The sequence below is a fragment of the Nitrincola schmidtii genome, from assembly GCF_008973715.1.
Taxonomy (GTDB): Bacteria; Pseudomonadota; Gammaproteobacteria; order Pseudomonadales; family Balneatricaceae; genus Nitrincola; species Nitrincola schmidtii.
The window spans coordinates 1-19,809 of record NZ_WBOL01000008.1 but is presented as its reverse complement, the minus strand read 5'-3'; the positions used below and the strand labels follow the sequence as shown (position 1 = coordinate 19,809).

The following is a 19,809-nucleotide window of genomic DNA, read 5'->3' as shown; positions in this document are numbered from 1 at the left end:
ATTGGAGTAGATGAATGGAACTTGCTTGTCTTGATCTTGAGGGTGTGTTGATTCCTGAAATTTGGATAGCCTTTGCTGAAGAAACTGGAATTGAAGAACTCAAGGCGACAACCCGCGACATTCCTGATTATGATCAATTGATGCAACAGCGCTTGCGGATTTTGGATCAGCACGGTTTAACACTGCCACAAATTCAAGACACGATTAGCCGCCTTTCACCCTTGGAAGGCGCTGTGGAGTTTGTTGATTGGCTGCGTGAGCGTTTTCAACTGGTTATCCTGTCAGATACCTTTTATGAGTTCGCGCAACCCTTGATGCGCCAATTGGGCTTTCCAGCGCTGCTATGTCACAAGTTGGAAGTGAATGATCAGGGTCGTATTGTTGGTTATACCTTGAGGCAGCGTGATCCCAAGCGTCAATCGGTACGCGCCTTTCAATTGCTGAATTACCGTGTCATTGCAGCGGGTGACTCCTATAATGATACGACAATGCTGACACAAGCAGAGGCTGGAATTCTGTTTCATGCGCCAGATAATGTGATCCGCGAATTCCCGCAATTCCCTGCTGTGCATACCTATGAAGATTTAAAGAAGGCCTTTATCTATGCGAGCAATCGAGAGCTATCTTTATAAAAGCTGGCTTCATAACACCTGGTTTTATCAATAACATGACAGGTTCATACCTTGAACCTGTCAGCTAACAGCGACAAAGCCTTAGCTATTTGCTGTAATTGATCAGCACTAAGACTGGTTCGTTCAGTTTGATCAGACAAGTTGTCAGTTAATACTTTGATCTGCTCTGTATTGCTGCTAATTTCAGTCGTCACTGCATTTTGCTCTTCCACAGCACTGGCGATTTGAATTGCCATATCACTGATGGTGCTGCTGGCCTGATCAATTTCCATCAATTGTTGTTCTGCCTTTTCAGCACTTTCAACATTAATTTGTGCTTGAGCTTGACTCTGTCCCATCAATTTAACAGCGATATGGGTTGAGTCTTGAAGCTCTTCTATCATACCGCGAATATCTTCGGTAGCTTGATGGCTGCGTTGTGACAAGGTTCTGACTTCATCTGCCACCACAGCAAACCCTCTGCCTTGATCACCGGCTCTTGCTGCTTCTATTGCAGCATTTAATGCTAATAGGTTGGTTTGTTCAGCAATGCTTTGAATATTATCTAAAATTCCAGAAATACGTTGTACATGTTGCTCTACCTGTCCGATTGCTTCGGTGCTGTGGCCGATTTGCTGGGTCAAAGAGAGAGTCTCTGTACGATTGTTTTTTACAACATTCAGTCCTTGTTGGGTTGAGTCGGACGCATGTCTCGCCAATTCGGCAGTTCGCTCAGCATTTTGAGCAATCTCTGCTGTTGCGGAGGACATTTGTTGGGCTGCAGCCGCGAGTTGAGTTAACTCATGTTGTTGTTGGCTAAGTTGTGCTGTGGTATTGCGCACATCATCAAAGCTGCGACCAGCCGCTTGATTCACTTCTCCAGTCAAGCGGATCATCTCGCTGATAGTGCTCTGAAGTTGTGCCACAAAACGGTTAAAAGACATACTCATCTGACCAAATTCATCAGCTGTATCTGCTTTAAGTCGATGTGTTAAATCTCCTTCTCCTTGCGACACATCTTCCAATGCAAGGGCCAGTTGTTTCAATGGGCGAGTTTGATAACTAACCATGAAGTACAGAATGGCAATGGCAACAATTAGAATGAATAAACTTAACGAGAGAAGCGTCCAAGTCAGTTGTTGCAGTGCTTCCATTGCATCACTGCGTTTAACCAGTAAGAGAAAGGTCCAATCAGCCTCTTCAATGTAGGTAGCAGACATTAGCCAGGCTTCATTGTTATAAGTGATTTCCACGACCTGTTGTGCTCTGGGCAGAGTAAGGTTAGGCAGAAATTGACTGACATTCTGTTGAATGCGTTGCTGATCTGGATGTGCAATGATGGTATTGCTGCCATCAAGCATCCAAAGTTGCGATGTCCAGCGCGATTCGATACTGAGTAATTCAGTGATGATTGCATTGATGCTGATATCACTGGCAACAACGCCTTGACTACCATTTCTTAGTGGCGCAGCCAATGAAATAATCATGTCGCCCGTTCCTGCATCGGCATAGGGTGGTGTCACAACAAGCTTATTATCACGGCTTGCTTGTTGGTACCAGGGTCTGGTTCTTGGATCATAATCCGAAGGTAGGTTGGCCGCAGGTTGTGATTGCCACATAGCTCCACTGGCCGTACCGACATAGACAAGATCAAAATGTCCAGCATCACGGACATAGGTTAATAAGTCTTCTGCTTCGATTCGATCGGTGGGTAGTTGTCGACTTAAACTTGAAATAAGATCGGATTTGGCTTCTAGCCAGCCAGAGGCATAGGTTTCTGCATTGCGTAACGTATTGTTGATTTCGCTTCGAACTGCTTGGGAAACTTCAGTGTTGAGAAGTCTGTAAGCAATAGAACTAAGCGAAACTAATGCAATGAGAAGAAGCAGCAAAACTGAAATCAGTAGTTTGGATTGAAATGTGAGCTTCATGGTGAGGCCTCTAGTAAAGTTTACCGGCAAACCTCTGCCAAACTACCTTCCGTGTTATTCTTGCTATTGAAGGGTATGGATTAACATTATTATTTTATACAAATTATCTTAGCCTGTATTAACTAGATGTCAAAAAGTAAAGCATAAGAAAGTTATTATATATCAGTTGTTTTAATGGTTTTTTCGAGTCGAGTAAGTAGGTTGTTCACCTTACTGTAGGTTTCGGCATATTCTGCTTCAGTGTTTGAATCAGCGACAATGCCACCACCAGCCCAGCAATGGATCTGTTGTTGATGGCACACTAATGTTCGGATAGTGATGCTGCTATCCATCTGTCCGCAAGCGCTGACATAAGCGATAGACCCACAATAGACGGATCGCCGATGCGGCTCTAACTCATCTATAATTTCCATAGCGCGAATTTTGGGGGCGCCGGTAATAGATCCGCCTGGGAAACAAGCACGAAGTAAATCAAGCGGATGCTTGTTGTCTTCTAGTTTTCCAGCCACGCTACTCACCAAATGGTGAACATTAGGGTAGCTTTCCAGTTTGAATAATTCAGGTACTTTCACACTACCGGGTTGGCAGACCTTGCTTAGATCGTTGCGTAATAGATCCACAATCATGACATTTTCAGCGCGATCTTTTTCAGAGGTAAGCAGTTCTTTTGCGTTAGCATGGTCGCCGCTTGAATCTATGCCTCTTGGTCGAGTACCTTTTATCGGACGTGTTTCAACCTGTCCATCGGTATCACAAAATAAAAAACGTTCGGGTGATAATGACAGAACGGCATCATTGTCCAGATCTATAAAAGCGGCAAAAGGTGTTGGGGCGGATTCCTTGAGCAATTGCCAGGCTTGCCATGGATCGCCTTGGTATGAAGCAGTGAAGCGTTGGGCAAAATTGATTTGGTAACAATCCCCAGCTTCAATATAGTGGTGGATTCGATCAAGCGCCTGTTGATAATCAGTTTCACTGACATTGCTGGTAAATGCGTTCAGTAAATGAAATGAAGTTTCTTTACCGGTGTCAGCTACTGTCTCTAATCGCTGTTGAAACTGTTTAACAGTGATCTGATTGGCGGTTTCATGCACCACAAGCCAGCTTTGCTTGGCATGATGGTCAATGACCACGGCTTGCAAATATAAGCCCACATAAAAATCTGGCAGATTTATATCAGCAATTGCCTGATTCGGTAAGCGCTCAAGATGTCTGCCAAGATCGTAGCTAAAGTAGCCGATCAGACCTCCATTAAATGGCGGCTTTGATGCAATCGGAGAAAGCGTCTCAAGCCATTCTTGAAGGAGCGAAAAAGGCTCTTGTTGAACTGACTGCCAAGTACCATTCAGTTCACGATATTCTAAACCCTGTTGCGTTAGTCGGGCTGTTTTAACCGGTGCGGCCGTAATAATGTCATATCGCCCAAACTGACTCTGCGGGTAGCAGCTATCTAAAATAACTGCCTGACCTAAAGGTCGCAGTTGTGCAAATACCTGGCTGGCATTTAGAGGGTAGGGTAGAGGATAATGACTGATCACTGTCGACACCAGTATAGAAAAGCACAGATTCTACCTATCTGATGAATCACTGGCGAGCCTATCTGCGACGTTAGGAAAATAAAGAAACCCATTGCATGGATATTAAGGTTATATGAAGCACCCGTTTAGCTGCCAAACTGAAACGTTTTTTTTGGCTGATCAGCATTTGAGATATCGCCTTTACCGTCGAGAGGATATGCCTCAGCGGCGTTTAGTATTAGTTCATGGTGCGGGTGTTGCGGGTCGAGATACTTGGGAGATGTTGTTGGCTTTTTTACAGCACTGGTCGCAAATTTTAGTCATTGATCAGCGTGGAGCGGGTGAGAGTGTTTACCCCGATCAGCAAGAACACCCTTTTACCTTGCAGATGTTGGTGGCTGATCTTCATGCTTTAGTAAATCATCTTGGTTGGGATCATTTCGACTTGGGCGGATACTCCTTAGGTGGTTTAGTGAGTATGCTTTATAAACAGCAGCAAGGTGATCGGGTCGGTAAGCAGTTTTTACTGGAATCAGCCCTGTTGGATCGCACTTGTATGGAAGAAACGATTCTGCTTCGAGAAAAGTACAGTGAAGCTGCGCAATTGCTTCGAAGTGAAGATGTCGACACGGGCGTTCGTCAGTTTCTGAATACCATCTCCCCAAACCGCAAAACCACTGAGCAGGCCGATCAAACGGCTGTTAGTCGTCTCGCCTATCGCCCGTTAGGTTTTGCCTATGCCTTAGATGCGGTGAGTCAGGGTATCAAAACACTGGATCGCAATGCCTTAATTGCAGCGCAAGGTGATGTTTCTAGTTTCATTGGTGGGCAAAGTGTTGAGTTAATGCATCAATTACATGCCGAACTGGCGACGACTTTACCAAATTGGCACTACTTTTTAGTACAAGGTACCGATCACTCCTTGCCCTTTCAAAAGCCCCGGCAAATTGCTCGATTGATGAATCAAGAGATGCAACGTTTTCTGACAATCTAAACTCTCTCAAAATCGCTATACTTTTGTCTAGTGTAGACATATTTTGCAGAAATCTCTGTTGACGCGGTCTTTTTGGCTATGTAAGGTTGGTTTCTATAAATATTGTCGACAATCTTAAAGGCGAAACATGTCAGACAAAAATAATATTCTGCCTCTCGAGCCGATCACTCGCACCCTTGCTGACCGAGTGTGTCAACAAATTGTGACGGCGATTGTTAAAGGCGAATTACCAGCAGGTTATAAAATTAGTGAGCCAGAGCTTGCTCGTATGTATGGCATTAGTCGTGGTCCTTTACGAGAGGCGATCCGCCGTCTCGAAGGTTTACGCCTAATTGAACGCAAAGCTCATGTCGGTGCACGTGTTGTCAAGTTGTCAGCGCAAGAGTTGATCGAGATCTATCATGTGCGTGAAGCACTTGAGGGCATGGCGTGTCGCCTCGCTGCTGACAATATGAGCGACAAAGAGATCGCTTCTCTTAAAGCTCTATTGGATCTACATGAGCAATCCGTTGAAGAAGAGGAATGGAGCTCATACTTCCAGAAAGAAGGTGACCTCGATTTTCACTATCGCATTGTACAGGGCAGTAAAAATTCCAAGTTGCTTGAGTTGCTTGGTGCTGACCTCTATCACTTGGTACGCATGTACCGTTATCAATTCAGTGTTTCCAGCTCCCGTCCAAAGCGTGCACTCAAAGAACATCGACAAATTATCGATGCAATTGAAGCGCGTGATCCAGAACTGGCTGAGTTACTGATGCGCCGTCATATTAGTGCGGCACGTCGTAACATTGAAAATAAGCTGAACCAAAAGTCTGAAACCAAAGGGGAAAAAAATGGCTAATCAATTGACTGCCGGCGCACGTTTTCGTAAAGCCCTGCAAGAAAATAATCCGTTACAAATTGTCGGCACCATCAATGCTTACCACGCGATGATGGCGACCCGTGTAGGTCATCAAGCAATTTACCTCTCTGGTGGTGGTGTAGCGAATGCATCTTATGGACTACCTGATTTAGGTATGACCAGCATGAATGATGTTCTGGAAGATGTTCGCCGTATCACTAGCGCGGTTGAAACTCCTTTACTGGTTGATATTGATACTGGCTGGGGCGGCGCTTTCAATATGGCGCGTGCGGTCAAAGAGATGATTAAAGCGGGCGCAGCGGCCGTTCACCTAGAAGATCAGGTGCAGCAAAAGCGTTGCGGTCACCGTCCAAACAAGGAAATCGTTTCTCTTCAAGAAATGGTAGATCGTGTTAAGGCAGCGGTTGATGCTAAAACCGATGATGACTTCTTCATTATTGCGCGTACCGATGCTTTCCAAATGGAAGGGTTGAATGCCGCCGTTGAGCGTGCTCAAGCCTGCTTAGAAGCCGGTGCTGACGGTATCTTCGCTGAAGCGGTTCACACGTTAGAAGACTACAAAGCCTTTGCAGATGGCATCGACGGTGCTCACCTCTTGGCAAATATCACTGAGTTTGGTGCGACGCCTTTGTTCAATAAAGCTGAGTTAGCTGAGAACGGTGCTTCCATGGTGCTTTACCCGCTGTCTGCTTTCCGCGCCGCAAACAAAGCCGCATTGAATGTTTTCCAGCATCTACTGGATGATGGCGATCAGAAAGCGGTTGTGGACACCATGCAGACCCGTATGGAACTTTATGATTTCTTGAACTACCACGATTTCGAGCAGAAGTTAGATCAGTTGTTCGCTCAAGGTAAAAATAAGTAACCCGTTTTTTGAGGAGTCAATCATGTCCGAGAATAATTCCACGCTGCCTAAGCCGAAGAAATCAGTGGCCCTGTCTGGCACCGCTGCGGGTAACACGGCTTTGTGTACCGTTGGTCGTAATGGTAACGAACTTCACTACCGTGGTTACAACATCCTTGATCTTGCTGAATCTTGCGAGTTTGAAGAAGTTGCTTATCTGCTGGTTCATGGCAAGTTGCCAAACCAAGCAGAACTGAATGCTTATAAAACTAAGCTGAAATCATTGCGCGGTTTACCCGCAGCGGTTAAAACGGCACTGGAGCAGCTACCACCATCCGCACATCCGATGGATGTCATGCGTACGGGTGTTTCGGTACTGGGTTGTGTAAAACCAGAGAAAGATGATCACAACCATCCAGGTTCGCGTGATATTGCTGACAAGCTGATGGCGTGTCAGGGTTCCATGCTACTTTACTGGTATCACTATGCTTATAACGGTAAGCGTATTGACTTGGAAACCGATGATGATTCTATTGGGGGCCACTTCCTGCACCTGTTGCATGGTGAAAAACCACGTGAGTCTTGGGTTCGTGCAATGCACACCTCATTGATTCTCTATGCTGAGCATGAGTTCAATGCCTCTACCTTCACCAGTCGAGTCATTGCAGGGACAGGTTCTGATTTCCACAGCTGCATCGCGGGTGCCATTGGCGCACTGCGTGGTCCAAAACACGGCGGTGCGAACGAAGAAGCTTTCGAAATTCAGAAACGTTATGACGACCCAGATCAAGCGGAAGCGGATATTCGCGAGCGTGTCGGTCGTAAAGAAGTGATCATTGGTTTTGGTCACCCTGTTTACACCGTGTCTGATCCACGTAATGAAGTGATTAAGCGTGTTGCAAAGCAACTGTCAGAAGAGCAGGGTAACACCAAGATGTACGATATCGCTGAACGCTTAGAGTCTGTGATGTGGGATCTTAAAAAGATGTTCCCGAACCTTGATTGGTTCTCAGCTGTTAGCTATCACATGATGGGTGTACCTACCGATATGTTCACACCCTTGTTCGTGATTTCGCGCACATCGGGTTGGAGTGCTCACGTGATAGAGCAGCGTATCGATGGCAAGATCATTCGTCCAAGTGCGAACTATGTCGGTGAAGAATGTCGTCCAACGCCGCCAATCGCTGAGCGCAGTTAATCCTATACTGAGAGTGTTCAGTTTCAGTTGTTAATGGCTGAGCACTCACTGATTTGCTCTACTTAAGTTAAGCAGCCAACCTTGTTAATGGTGAGCCATAATGAATACAGAATACCGCAAACCGCTTCCAGGCACGAAGCTAGATTATTACGATACCCGTGCCGCTATTGAAGCGATCCAACCGGGTTCCTACGAAACCCTGCCTTACACCTCTCGTGTATTGGCTGAACAGTTAGTGCGTCGTTGTGAGCCTGAAGATTTAACGGCTTCTTTGAAGCAGTTAATTGAGCGCAAGCAAGAATTAGATTTTCCTTGGTACCCAGCTCGCGTTGTGTGTCACGATATCCTTGGTCAAACAGCATTAGTTGATTTGGCAGGCCTTCGTGATGCGATTGCAGAGAAGGGCGGTGATCCAGCTAAGGTCAATCCTGTCGTGCCTACTCAGCTGATTGTTGACCACTCTCTTGCCGTTGAAGCAGCAGGCTTCGATCCCGATGCATTTGAGAAAAACCGTGCGATTGAAGACCGTCGTAATGAAGACCGTTTCCACTTTATCGAGTGGACCAAAACCGCCTTCAAAAACGTTGATGTGATTCCAGCCGGTAACGGTATCATGCACCAGATCAACTTGGAGAAAATGTCTCCAGTGATTCAGGCGCGTGACGGTGTGGCGTTCCCTGATACCTGTGTTGGTACTGACTCTCACACACCACACGTGGATGCCCTTGGCGTTATCGCGATAGGTGTGGGTGGTCTGGAAGCAGAAACGGTGATGTTAGGTTTGCCATCCATGATGCGCTTACCGGACATTGTCGGTGTAGAACTGGTTGGTAAGCGTCAACCTGGCATCACCGCAACCGATATCGTACTTGCATTGACTGAATTCCTGCGTAAAGAACGTGTTGTCGGTGCTTACCTAGAGTTCTTTGGCGAAGGTTCAGCCAGTCTTTCTATCGGTGACCGCGCGACCATCTCAAACATGACACCCGAATATGGTGCCACGGCAGCGATGTTCTATATCGATGAACAAACCATCGACTACTTGAAGCTCACCGGTCGTGAGCCAGAACAGGTTGAGTTAGTTGAAAACTATGCTAAAACCACTGGCTTATGGGCAGATAGCCTCGTTAAAGCAGAATACCCACGTTTGTTGAAGTTTGACCTGTCTAGCGTCACTCGCACCATGGCAGGTCCTTCTAACCCGCATGCGCGTGTTGCCACCAGTGACTTAGCTGCAAAAGGCATTGCCGGCAATCTAGACGCTGCACGTGCTCAAGAAGCCGAAGGCTTAATGCCCGATGGTGCCGTCATTATTGCGGCGATTACTTCTTGCACCAACACCTCTAACCCACGTAACGTGGTTGCTGCAGGTTTGTTGGCTAAGAAGGCGAATGAGCTAGGCTTGATTCGTAAGCCTTGGGTTAAATCGTCCTTCGCTCCGGGTTCTAAAGTGGCCCGTCTTTACTTGGAAGAAGCGGGTCTACTATCTGAGCTAGAAAAACTGGGCTTTGGTATCGTTGCCTATGCCTGCACCACTTGTAACGGTATGTCAGGTGCGCTCGATCCCGTGATTCAGCAAGAGATCATCGATCGCGATCTGTATGCAACTGCTGTGCTATCAGGTAACCGTAACTTTGATGGTCGTATCCATCCTTATGCGAAACAGGCATTCTTAGCATCACCACCTTTAGTGGTTGCCTATGCGATTGCCGGTACCATTCGCTTTGATATCGAAAAAGATGTTCTTGGAACTGACAAAAACGGTAACCCAATTACACTGAAAGATCTGTGGCCAAGTGATGAAGAGATCGATGCGATTGTAGCGTCTAGCGTGAAGCCAGAGCAGTTCAAAGAGATCTACATTCCGATGTTTGATCTGGATCGTGGTGAAGAAGCTAAGAGCCCACTTTACGATTGGCGTCCAATGTCGACTTACATCCGTCGTCCTCCATACTGGGAAGGTGCATTGGCAGGCGAGCGTACCATGAAAGGTATGCGTCCACTGGCGATTCTTCCTGACAACATCACCACGGATCACTTGTCGCCTTCAAACGCGATCATGATGGACAGTGCTGCGGGCGAGTATCTGCATAAGATGGGTCTTCCAGAAGAAGACTTTAACTCCTACGCAACTCACCGTGGTGACCATCTAACCGCTCAGCGTGCTACCTTCGCTAACCCTAAACTGGTCAATGAAATGGCCGTAGTGGATGGTCAAGTGAAGCAAGGTTCTTTAGCGCGCGTTGAGCCAGAAGGTCAAGTGATGCGCATGTGGGAAGCGATTGAAACCTACATGAACCGCAAACAGCCACTGATTATCGTTGCTGGCGCTGACTATGGTCAGGGCTCATCACGTGACTGGGCAGCGAAAGGTGTTCGTCTAGCAGGTGTTGAAGTCATCGCTGCTGAAGGTTTTGAGCGTATCCACCGTACCAACCTAATCGGTATGGGTGTATTACCTTTGCAGTTCGAGCCTGGCACTACCCGCAAGACTCTAGGTCTTGACGGAACTGAGACGTACGACGTTGAAGGCAAATTGTCACCACGCGGTACCATGACGTTGGTCATCAACCGTCAAAATGGTGAACAAGTCAAAGTGCCAATGGTATGCCGCTTGGATACCGCTGCTGAGTTGAATGTCTACAACGCTGGCGGCGTCCTCCAACGCTTCGCTCAAGACTTCTTAGAAGGAGCTGCGTAACTGCGTTATCTAAGAAGGGGACGGGTCATATCTGGTTGGACCGTCTGTTGCCATGGATGGCAACAGCGAGCCCCCATGGACGGGTTTACGGCGTGTCCAAACAGATATGACCTGTTCCCGTCTTGCACCGAATAATGGGTGCAGCAACCTTTTAAGGAGCCATATTATGTCTAATGTTCCTCAGATTAAAATTCCTGCCACTTATATGCGTGGTGGTACGTCTAAGGGTGTGTTTTTCAGCCTGACGGATCTGCCAAAAGCGGCACAGGTGCCGGGTGAGGCGCGGGATAAGATTTTACAGCGTGTAATTGGTAGTCCAGATCCTTACGGTCAGCAGATTGATGGTATGGGTGGTGCTACATCCAGTACTTCTAAGACAGTGATTTTGGCGAAAAGTGAGCAGCCAGACCATGATGTGGATTATCTGTTTGGTCAGGTAGCGATTAACAAAGCCTTTGTCGATTGGTCCGGTAACTGCGGCAATCTTACCGCTGCTGTTGGTGCTTTTGCGATCAGTAAAGGCTTAGTCGATGCATCGCGTATTCCTGAAAATGGTATCTGTACGGTTCGCATCTGGCAGAAAAACATCGGTAAAACGATTATTGCTCATGTGCCTATTACCAACGGTGAAGTACAGGAAACCGGTGACTTTGAGTTGGATGGTGTGACTTTTCCAGCGGCGGAAGTGGTGATCGAGTTTATGGACCCAGCCGATGGTGAAGGTTCCATGTTCCCAACGGGTAATGTGGTCGATGATTTAGAAGTGCCAGGTATGGGCACCTTTAAAGCGACCATGATTAACTCAGGTATACCCACCATTTTTGTCAATGCGGCGGATATTGGTTATACCGGCACTGAACTGCAAAAAGATATCAACTCCGATGCGGTTGCATTGGAAAAATTCGAGACCATGCGTGCTTACGGTGCGGTAAAAATGGGCTTGATCAAGGATATTTCTGAAGCGGTAGCGCGTCAGCATACGCCGAAAATTGCGTTTGTTGCACCGGCAACAGCGTATGAGTCTTCGAGCGGTAAGCAGATTTCAGCTCAAGAAATTGATATCTGTGTGCGTGCTTTGTCGATGGGTAAGTTACACCATGCGATGATGGGCACTGCCTCTGTTGCGATCGCCACAGCCGCTGCGGTTGAAGGAACGCTAGTTAACCTAGCTGCCGGTGGTGTCGAACGTGATTCTGTATCCTTTGGACATCCGTCTGGTACCCTTCGTGTGGGCGCTGCGGCCACCTTAGAGCAGGGCGAGTGGAAAGTGACTAAAGCCGTGATGAGTCGCAGTGCTCGCGTGCTGATGGAAGGCTGGGTGCGTATTCCAGGCGATACTTTCTAAGTTTGCGGTTTAAGGATGCGTTCTAATAGAGCTTGTCTAGATAAGCTTTTGTAACCTGTTTGTTATGTTCTTTGTTTGAGAACACATGAGCGCTTTGTAGCGCTCATGTTTTAAGCCCACTAAGTTGGGCTTATTTTTTTTCTATGCCACAGGTATTGATGCCAAAAATACTGTAGGCAGGACAGCGACCTGAAAGACCCGTAACAATGGGTACAATTCCAATCCACGTCCAAGGCGTACCTATCCCCATAATGGCTAGGATAATCAGTAAAACGCCAACAGAAATTCGTGCAATTTTATCTATCCCACCAACATTTACATTTAAATTCATAAAACACCCCTTGTTTAGGTAAGACTGATTTAACGTTTGCTTATTCACTTTATAGTAGGCTAAGTTTAAAGAAAAGGGTTGATCTTATATTCAATTGAGTTATTAAAATAACGCTAATAATTCTTTTAATTTATATAGAGTAATGAGGTAAAGTTAGCCCATTGTTTTCAGTCAGGATTAGGAAGTTCAGTAATGGCGAATTTGCATACCGAAACAGTGCTTGAGGTACAGCACTGGAATGACACCTTGTTTAGCTTCAAGACCACGCGTGATCAGGGTTTTCGCTTTAAAAATGGACACTTCACCATGATAGGTTTGGAAGTGGAAGGTCGTCCTTTATTGCGTGCTTATAGCATCGCCAGTGCCAATTACGAAGAAACCTTAGAGTTCTTCAGTATTAAGGTACAAGATGGCCCATTAACATCGCGTTTGCAGAAGATTCAACCTGGCGATCAGATCTATATCAGTCGTAAGCCAACAGGCACGCTGCTCACTGACTTTTTGATACCGGGTAAGAACCTATACTTGCTTGCAACGGGCACAGGCTTAGCGCCCTTTATGAGCATCATTAAAGACCCAGAAGTTTACGAGCAATACGAGAAAGTTATTTTGGTACATGGAGTTCGTCATGTATCAGAATTGGCGTATCAGTCTGAAATTCAAGATCAACTGCCGCATAATGAATTTTTCGGTGATATGGTCAGTCAGCAATTAATCTACTACCCAACGGTGACGCGGGAGCCTTATATCAATCAAGGCCGTATCACGACTCTGATGTTGGATGGTAAGTTGTTTGAGGATTTAGGTTTACCTAAGCCCAATCTCGATGATGATCGATTTATGATCTGTGGTAGTCCGGCCATGTTAAAGGATTTAACTGAACTGTTAGACGGTTGGGGCTTTAACGAAACGCGGAAAGGCGTGCTGGGACAATACGTGATAGAGCGCGCATTTGTTGATTAATTGAACCTCTCCAAAAAAAGAGGGTTGCATCACTGCAACCCTCTCTGTGTATCTGTCAACTAGTTCTTGGATATATTAGCCAAGCTGCTGATTTAGAAATTCTAGAACCTCATCTGCTGCAATATCACGCGACTCAGCATCACGGCGATGTTTGTATTCCAGCGTGCCTGCATTCAGCCCACGCTCAGAAATTACCACACGATGTGGAATGCCCATCAGCTCCATATCGGCAAACTTAACGCCCGGGCGTTCTTTACGATCATCTAATAACACTTCAACACCGGCAGCAGTTAAGGCAGCATAGAGTTGATCTGCTTTTTCACGAACTAATTCAGATTTGTCGTAGTTTAACGGCACCAACGCTACAGTAAAGGGAGCTAGGGCTTCCGACCAGATAATACCATTGCTGTCATGGTTCTGTTCGATTGCAGCAGCTACCACACGAGTGATACCGATGCCGTAACATCCCATCTCCATCACCACAGCTTTACCATTTTCATCCAGAACGGTGGCGTTCATGGCGGTTGAATAGCTGTTACCGAGTTGGAACACATGACCGACTTCAATACCGCGTTTAATCTCTAGAACACCTTGGCCACAGGGGCTGGGATCGCCAGCGACGACATTACGAATATCAGCTACCTCTGGCATTGGCAGATCGCGCTCCCAGTTGATGCCGAAGTAGTGCTTATCATCAATATTGGCACCAGCGCCGAAATCAGCCATGACCGCAACCGTACGATCAATAATGCAGGGAATAGGAAGGTTAACTGGACCCAGTGAACCGGGGCCTGCTCCGACGACTGCCCGAATCTCTTCTTCAGTTGCCATTCGCAATGGGCTGGCAACTTGAGGTAATTTTTCGGCTTTGATTTCATTAAGCTCATGATCGCCACGAATCAATAGTGCTACAAAGTCAGCTTCGCACTCTTCGCTTGCCGCAACAATCAAGGTTTTAATAGTTTTAACGATCGGTAGCTTAAAGCCTTCAACCAGTGCAGCAATGGTCTTAGTATCCGGTGTATCGACAAGACGCATCTCTTCTGCAGGAGCTGGGCGTTCTGTTGCGGGTGCCAAAGCCTCTGCTTTTTCGATATTTGCGGCATAGCTACCGGTATCAGAGAAGGCGATATCATCTTCACCTGAGTCTGCAAGTACATGAAACTCATGTGAAGAGTTACCACCAATAGAGCCGTTATCAGCTAGCACAGGGCGGAAATGTAAGCCTAAACGTTCGAAGATTCGACTGTAAGCGTTGTACATCGCTTCGTAGGTTTGTTGAAGCGACTCACGATTGGTATGAAAAGAGTAGGCGTCTTTCATGATAAATTCACGCGAGCGCATCACGCCAAAACGTGGGCGTATCTCATCACGGAATTTAGTTTGAATTTGATAAAAGTTTGCGGGTAGTTGTTTGTAACTACGAATTTCACGACGGATCATATCAGTAATGACTTCTTCGTGAGTTGGACCAACACAGAAGTCCCGATAATGACGATCCTGAATACGCAGAAGTTCTGGACCATATTTTTCCCAGCGACCCGATTCTTGCCAAAGTTCTGCGGGTTGAACTGCCGGCATCAGCACTTCTTGCGCTCCAGTCGCATCCATCTCTTCACGAACAATCCGTTCTACTTTTCGAAGAGTACGTAGGCCTAGTGGCAGCCATGTGTATAAACCTGATGCAAGCTTGCGGATCATTCCCGCACGTAACATAAGCTGATGGCTGATGACTTCTGCGTCAGAAGGCGTTTCTTTCAAAGTGGATATCAGGTATTGACTGGCGCGCATAGAGAAGCGATTCCATAGATGAAAATAAAGAATTAGAAAACAAAACGGCCCTTATTCTAGGCCGCTTCGGTCTGCGCTTCAACAAAGCGTATCAGTTCATCTATCTGATATTCGTTAAATACCGGAATTCCGTGGCGAATTAATTCTGCTGCAGCGACACCGGGTGCATTAGAAAGTGTGCCTGAAAAGCTGCCGTCATAGGTGTTCATATTGCCGCAAGAGGGGCTTCGGGACTTCATCAATGCGCAGCAGACGTTTTTCTGCTTGGCAATTTTAACAACCTCTTCGGCTCCAGATAGAAATTCTGAGGTAACATCTTCGCCACATTGCGTGGTGACGAAAATCGGAAAGCGTGATTGTATCTCTGCGGGTGCTCTAGGAGTCGGTAAGCCACCTAAGGATTCAGGGCATACCATCACAAGGCGACCCTGTTTTTTCCATCTCTGCAACGCGGCATGTTCTAATAAGTTATCGCGGCCGTCATAGCGTACTTTTGCGCCTAATAAACAAGCGCTAACCAGTATTTTGTCCATACTAAATCTTTCCTGAGTCTTTCTTTATAATTATTGTACGGCCAATATTTTACCGTGTGATGACATCTCATTCTACTGATCTGCATCAAACTTTAGCTAATAAGCGCTTTTGTCTTCCGGTGATGGGTTAGCTATGTTTCAGTCTATTGTTCATGTTGACTAGCTCAGGAAGGCTAGCCGCTTGCATTTTTGACATGACGCGCGCTCTATGAACTTCGACCGTTTTAGGACTGATTCCAAGTGATTCTGCAATTTCACGGTTAGCCTGACCGTTAATGACCAGCGACATTACCTCTCGTTCACGATGGCTGAGTGTTTCATAACGCAGTTGAATTTGTTGGTTTTCTTTAAAGGTTGTGAAGCGTTCTTCGGCAATGACGAGTGCTTTACTAACTAAGTTGAGCAAATGGCGATCATCGAAGGGCTTCTCAATAAAATCTAGCGCGCCTGCTTTGATCGCATTAACGGCCATGGGAATATCACCATGACCACTGATTAGGATAATGGGTAGTTGAATATTTCGCTCATGCAGAATCTGTTGCAGTGCAAGCCCATTAATACCAGGCATGCGCACATCAAGAAGTAAGCAGCCTTGTTCACCTTGGTATAACTCTAAAAAGTCAGTTGCTGAACTTGAACTGATTACTTCATATCCGGCAGAGCTTAATAGCCACTGCATGGATTCTCGAAAGTCAGTATCGTCATCAACTAAAAATACACGATTATTATGATTATTCATGTGTCATTTCTCAGGGGTAGTTTGAAGTAGAAACAGCTTTGTTTATGTCCATCGCTTTCTGCCCATAATTGACCGCCATGGCTTTCAATTAAAGATCGAGAAATAGAAAGACCCATTCCTAATCCATTCGATTTGCTGGTCATAAAAGGTTCGAAGAGCTGTGTCATGATATCCGGTTTAATGCCTCCGGCTTGATCTTTAACGCTAACAATGACTTGTTGACCTTCTGTGAAGGTTTTTATCTGAATTGATGGCGAACTGCAAGAATGACTTGCATAGGCTTCGATCGAATTTTTAAGCAGGTTTAACAATACCTGTTCAACCTGAACTCTGTCGCCATAGGCAAAGGGTGAGGCAGGGTCTAAGTCAAATTGAAAAGATATTTGTTGGTCTCGTGCGTCTTGATTTAAAAAAGTCACCACTTCTTGGCAGCAATCATTGATATCGAAGGGGGCATATTGAATCTCAGTTCGCTGAACAAAACGTCGAATTCGACGAATGATTTCAGCGGCGCGATGAGCTTGTTTAGAGATCAGTTCTAGCGCCCTTCGTGTTTGAGATATTTCCTTGATTTGCTGTTCTTCGATCTGCCTTAAGGTGCCGTTACTGTAGTTTAAGATGGTGGCTAAAGGTTGGTTAATCTCGTGTGCCAACTCGGTTGCCATTTCTCCAACAGAGAGCAGTCTAGACATATGCGCCATCTCATTCTGATGGCGTTTATACTGCTGCTCTGCCAGTTTTCGAACAGTCACATCTCTACCAATAAGAGTGTAGTAATCAACGTTGTGACGATTGTTTCTGTCTCTATGAGCGATCACTTCTCGAAGTTCAGCAACCCGTTCACTTTCATCGTCCAATTCCATTGAAATAGCCCCATGCCAGTAACCCTGCTTGGCTGCTAGATTTAACGCAGGGATGACGGCCTCCATAAACTGCGTCTCATTGAATAAGTTTGGCAAGCGTCGTTTTGGTGAAGAGCTTGCGTTATTCAGTGTTCGCTGAGCAGACTCATTCAGATACGTGAGAACCAAGTTGTTATGTTGACAGAACAGAATCATATCCGATGAAGCTTCAACGACTTTGGCGAGGCGACGGGTTGCTTGCAAGGCTCGTTCTCGTTCTGTGACATCACGTGATACACAGATGACCTCTACCGGAATTCCTTTGTCATCACGAATCGTTCGACTGGTAGTTTCAAACCAAATGTAATGGCCTTGCTTATGCCGATAGCGATAGACATTGGTGTAAAGGCCATCACGGTAGCGTACCGAATCCGTTCTGTTTTTAAGATTATCCGCATCTTCGGGATGAAATAGCGCGTAGCCAGAAGTGCCAATGATCTCTTCAGCTCTATAGCCTAGTAAGGGTTCTATAGCTGGATTAACGTCTATAAAAATCCACTCGGATGTTGCAGTATGTCGTGAAATCAGGTCGGTTGACTGTTCAGCAAGAAGTCGATATCGATCGGCTTCTTGCTGGCAACGCTCCAATTCTTGTTGCAAATCGATCATGCAGTTTATTTTCCTTATTCTTCTGTGCACGAGTTGTATTTATTTGCCTTAAGTCTGCTTGTGTAATAAGGGAAAGTACGTATTATTGCACATAATGTCAGGGACAATACTGGAGAATAACATGACAAAGTCAAATCATAATCCCTATACCTTGGGCTTAGATCAAAACCCCGCTAATTACGTTCCGCTCAGCCCCTTGAGCTTTTTATCTCGAGCTGCGCAGGTATTTCCTAATCGAACGGCTGTGGTTCATGGAAGTGCGGTTAGACGTACATGGGCGGAAACATTTCATCGCTGTAAACAGCTTGCCAGTGCATTAACTAAGCAGGGTGTTGGTAAGGGAGATACCGTAGCGGTGATGGCTCCCAACTTACCTGAAGTGTTTGAAGCACACTTCGGGGTACCCGCCACTGGTGCAATTTTAAATGCGCTGAATATTCGTCTGGATGCAGAAGCGATTGCTTTTATTCTTCAGCACGGTGAGGCAAAAGTCGTTATCGTAGATCGTGAGTTCTCTGAAGTTATCCAGAGAGCTGTGCGCATGATGGCGCATAAACCTTTAGTCATCGATATTGATGATCCAAGTTACGAAGGCGGTGAGCTGATTGGTAGCATGGATTATGAAGCCTTCATTGCTGATGGTGATCCAGATTATCCGTGGGAACTGCCTGAAAATGAGTGGGATGCTATTACCCTAAATTACACCTCGGGTACTACCGGTGATCCTAAGGGTGTGGTCTATCATCATCGTGGTGCTTATCTCAATGCAATGAGTAACATTGTTTCATGGGATATGGGTCATCACCCTGTTTATCTGTGGACCTTGCCGATGTTCCACTGTAATGGTTGGTGTTTCCCTTGGGCGATCGCTGCAGCAGTGGGTGTCAGTGTGTCTTTACGCCACGTTCGTGCGGATATGATCTATAACTTGATTAAAGAAGAAAAGGTTAATCACTTCTGTGGTGCTCCGATCGTTCTGAATATGCTGAATAACGCCGATGATGCTCTAAAAGCGGGCATCAATCATGAAGTTAAAGTGATGACGGCGGGAGCTGCGCCTCCAGCGGCTGTTATTGAAGGCATGGAACGTATGGGCTTCAAAGTGACGCATGTGTATGGTCTGACTGAAACCTATGGTCCTAGTGTCGTCTGTGCTTGGCATGATGAGTGGGATGAAAAGACCCCAGAAGAAAAAGCACGTCTGAAGTCTCGCCAAGGTGTTCGTGCGCCGATGCTTGAAGGTCTGATGGTTGCAAACCCAGAAACCTTAGAGCCGGTAGCGCAAGACGGTAAAACCCTTGGTGAAATCTTTATGCGCGGCAACCTTGTTATGAAAGGTTACTTGAAAAATCCAACAACAACGGATGCCTCTTTTGAAGGAGGTTGGTTCCATTCTGGCGATTTGGCGGTATGGCATCCTGATGGCTATATCGAGATTAAAGACCGCTCTAAAGACATCATCATCTCTGGTGGCGAAAACATCTCCTCCATTGAAGTAGAAGACACTCTTTACCGTCACCCAGCGGTCAATGAAGCCGCTGTGGTTGCGATGAACGATGAGAAGTGGGGTGAGGTGCCTTGTGCCTTTGTTACGCTTAAAGCCTCTGCCCAGGGCGATATCACTGAAGAAGATATTATTAAGTTCTGTCGCGATAATATGGCACGCTTCAAAATTCCTAAAAAAGTCATTTTCTGCGATCTGCCAAAAACCTCGACAGGTAAGATCCAGAAGTTTGTGCTTAGGGATCAAGCTAATCACAAATGATTGTGTGAATAGCTAAGCTGTAAACTAAAAAAGCGCCATTGCGGCGCTTTTTCGTGTTTGCCCAGCGAAGCTGGTAAACCCGTCAGGTTGAAAGAAACCTGAGTCACCCTGACTAAGGGGAAGACAATCCGAATGGCAAGGGCGTTGCTGGCTAACGGCAGGGTCTGAAGGAA

At 46.2% G+C, this 19,809-nt stretch carries 17 protein-coding genes; 9 read left to right on the top strand and 8 right to left on the bottom strand.

Annotated elements, in window-relative coordinates; translation table 11 throughout:
* Positions 1 to 14: 14 nt before the first annotated feature.
* Positions 15 to 632, top strand: coding sequence for a bifunctional phosphoserine phosphatase/homoserine phosphotransferase ThrH (gene thrH, locus F7R24_RS08320; protein WP_151670795.1), 618 nt, complete (start codon positions 15 to 17; stop codon positions 630 to 632).
* 44 nt (positions 633 to 676) lie between these two features.
* Here thrH and F7R24_RS08315 read toward each other — a convergent pair whose 3' ends face one another.
* The gene (locus F7R24_RS08315; RefSeq protein ID WP_151670794.1) at positions 677 to 2,542 is read right to left on the bottom strand and encodes a methyl-accepting chemotaxis protein; all 1,866 of its coding nucleotides are present in this window, start codon (positions 2,540 to 2,542) and stop codon (positions 677 to 679) included.
* A 155-nt stretch (positions 2,543 to 2,697) separates the two neighbouring features.
* A complete protein-coding gene (gene pabB / locus F7R24_RS08310) occupies positions 2,698 to 4,080 on the bottom strand; it encodes an aminodeoxychorismate synthase component I (RefSeq protein ID WP_151670793.1) in 1,383 nt (460 codons plus the stop codon).
* A gap of 112 nt (positions 4,081 to 4,192) precedes the next feature.
* Here pabB and F7R24_RS08305 point away from each other — a divergent pair, with 112 nt between their 5' ends.
* The 6 genes from F7R24_RS08305 to prpF all read left to right on the top strand — a co-directional run bounded on the left by F7R24_RS08305 (position 4,193) and on the right by prpF (position 12,003).
* The gene (locus F7R24_RS08305; protein ID WP_151670792.1) at positions 4,193 to 5,053 is read left to right on the top strand and encodes an alpha/beta fold hydrolase; all 861 of its coding nucleotides are present in this window, start codon (positions 4,193 to 4,195) and stop codon (positions 5,051 to 5,053) included.
* Positions 5,054 to 5,180: 127 nt separating this feature from the next.
* A complete protein-coding gene (locus F7R24_RS08300; protein ID WP_151670791.1) occupies positions 5,181 to 5,894 on the top strand; it encodes a GntR family transcriptional regulator in 714 nt (237 codons plus the stop codon).
* Positions 5,887 to 6,780, top strand: a complete 894-nt coding sequence (prpB, locus tag F7R24_RS08295) for a methylisocitrate lyase (protein ID WP_151670790.1) — start codon at positions 5,887 to 5,889, stop codon at positions 6,778 to 6,780. Before F7R24_RS08300 ends, prpB begins: the two co-directional genes overlap by 8 nt.
* A gap of 22 nt (positions 6,781 to 6,802) precedes the next feature.
* Positions 6,803 to 7,957, top strand: coding sequence for a bifunctional 2-methylcitrate synthase/citrate synthase (prpC, locus tag F7R24_RS08290; protein WP_151670789.1), 1,155 nt, complete (start codon positions 6,803 to 6,805; stop codon positions 7,955 to 7,957).
* 100 nt (positions 7,958 to 8,057) lie between these two features.
* Positions 8,058 to 10,658 (top strand): Fe/S-dependent 2-methylisocitrate dehydratase AcnD, encoded by a 2,601-nt coding sequence (gene acnD, locus F7R24_RS08285; RefSeq protein ID WP_151670788.1) that lies wholly within the window; start codon positions 8,058 to 8,060, stop codon positions 10,656 to 10,658.
* Between the two features lie 166 nt (positions 10,659 to 10,824).
* Entirely contained in the window at positions 10,825 to 12,003 is a 1,179-nt protein-coding gene (gene prpF / locus F7R24_RS08280; protein ID WP_151670787.1) for a 2-methylaconitate cis-trans isomerase PrpF, read from the top strand.
* A gap of 130 nt (positions 12,004 to 12,133) precedes the next feature.
* On the opposite strand, the gene F7R24_RS08275 is transcribed toward prpF, so the two are convergent.
* Complete coding sequence (locus F7R24_RS08275) at positions 12,134 to 12,334, bottom strand: YgaP family membrane protein (RefSeq protein ID WP_151670786.1); 201 nt, start codon at positions 12,332 to 12,334, stop codon at positions 12,134 to 12,136.
* 192 nt (positions 12,335 to 12,526) lie between these two features.
* On the opposite strand from F7R24_RS08275, the gene F7R24_RS08270 reads away from it, so the two are divergent.
* Positions 12,527 to 13,297, top strand: a complete 771-nt coding sequence (locus tag F7R24_RS08270; RefSeq protein WP_151670785.1) for a ferredoxin--NADP reductase — start codon at positions 12,527 to 12,529, stop codon at positions 13,295 to 13,297.
* Between the two features lie 75 nt (positions 13,298 to 13,372).
* Here F7R24_RS08270 and F7R24_RS08265 read toward each other — a convergent pair whose 3' ends face one another.
* The 4 genes from F7R24_RS08265 to F7R24_RS08250 all read right to left on the bottom strand — a co-directional run bounded on the left by F7R24_RS08265 (position 13,373) and on the right by F7R24_RS08250 (position 17,871).
* Positions 13,373 to 15,088 carry a proline--tRNA ligase gene (locus tag F7R24_RS08265; protein ID WP_151670784.1) on the bottom strand — a complete coding sequence of 572 codons (1,716 nt, stop codon included), beginning with the start codon at positions 15,086 to 15,088 and terminating at the stop codon, positions 13,373 to 13,375.
* 56 nt (positions 15,089 to 15,144) lie between these two features.
* Positions 15,145 to 15,621 (bottom strand): 2-thiouracil desulfurase family protein, encoded by a 477-nt coding sequence (locus F7R24_RS08260; protein WP_151670783.1) that lies wholly within the window; start codon positions 15,619 to 15,621, stop codon positions 15,145 to 15,147.
* Positions 15,622 to 15,748: 127 nt separating this feature from the next.
* Positions 15,749 to 16,360 (bottom strand): response regulator transcription factor, encoded by a 612-nt coding sequence (locus F7R24_RS08255; protein WP_151670782.1) that lies wholly within the window; start codon positions 16,358 to 16,360, stop codon positions 15,749 to 15,751.
* Complete coding sequence (locus tag F7R24_RS08250; RefSeq protein ID WP_151670781.1) at positions 16,357 to 17,871, bottom strand: PAS domain-containing sensor histidine kinase; 1,515 nt, start codon at positions 17,869 to 17,871, stop codon at positions 16,357 to 16,359. Before F7R24_RS08250 ends, F7R24_RS08255 begins: the two co-directional genes overlap by 4 nt.
* A gap of 121 nt (positions 17,872 to 17,992) precedes the next feature.
* Here F7R24_RS08250 and F7R24_RS08245 point away from each other — a divergent pair, with 121 nt between their 5' ends.
* Entirely contained in the window at positions 17,993 to 19,636 is a 1,644-nt protein-coding gene (locus F7R24_RS08245) for an acyl-CoA synthetase (RefSeq protein ID WP_151670780.1), read from the top strand.
* Here the strand turns inward: F7R24_RS08245 and F7R24_RS14660 are convergent.
* On the bottom strand, positions 19,627 to 19,809 hold a 183-nt coding region (locus tag F7R24_RS14660), incomplete at its 5' end, for a hypothetical protein (protein WP_151670779.1). The two genes, F7R24_RS08245 and F7R24_RS14660, sit on opposite strands and share 10 nt — an antisense overlap.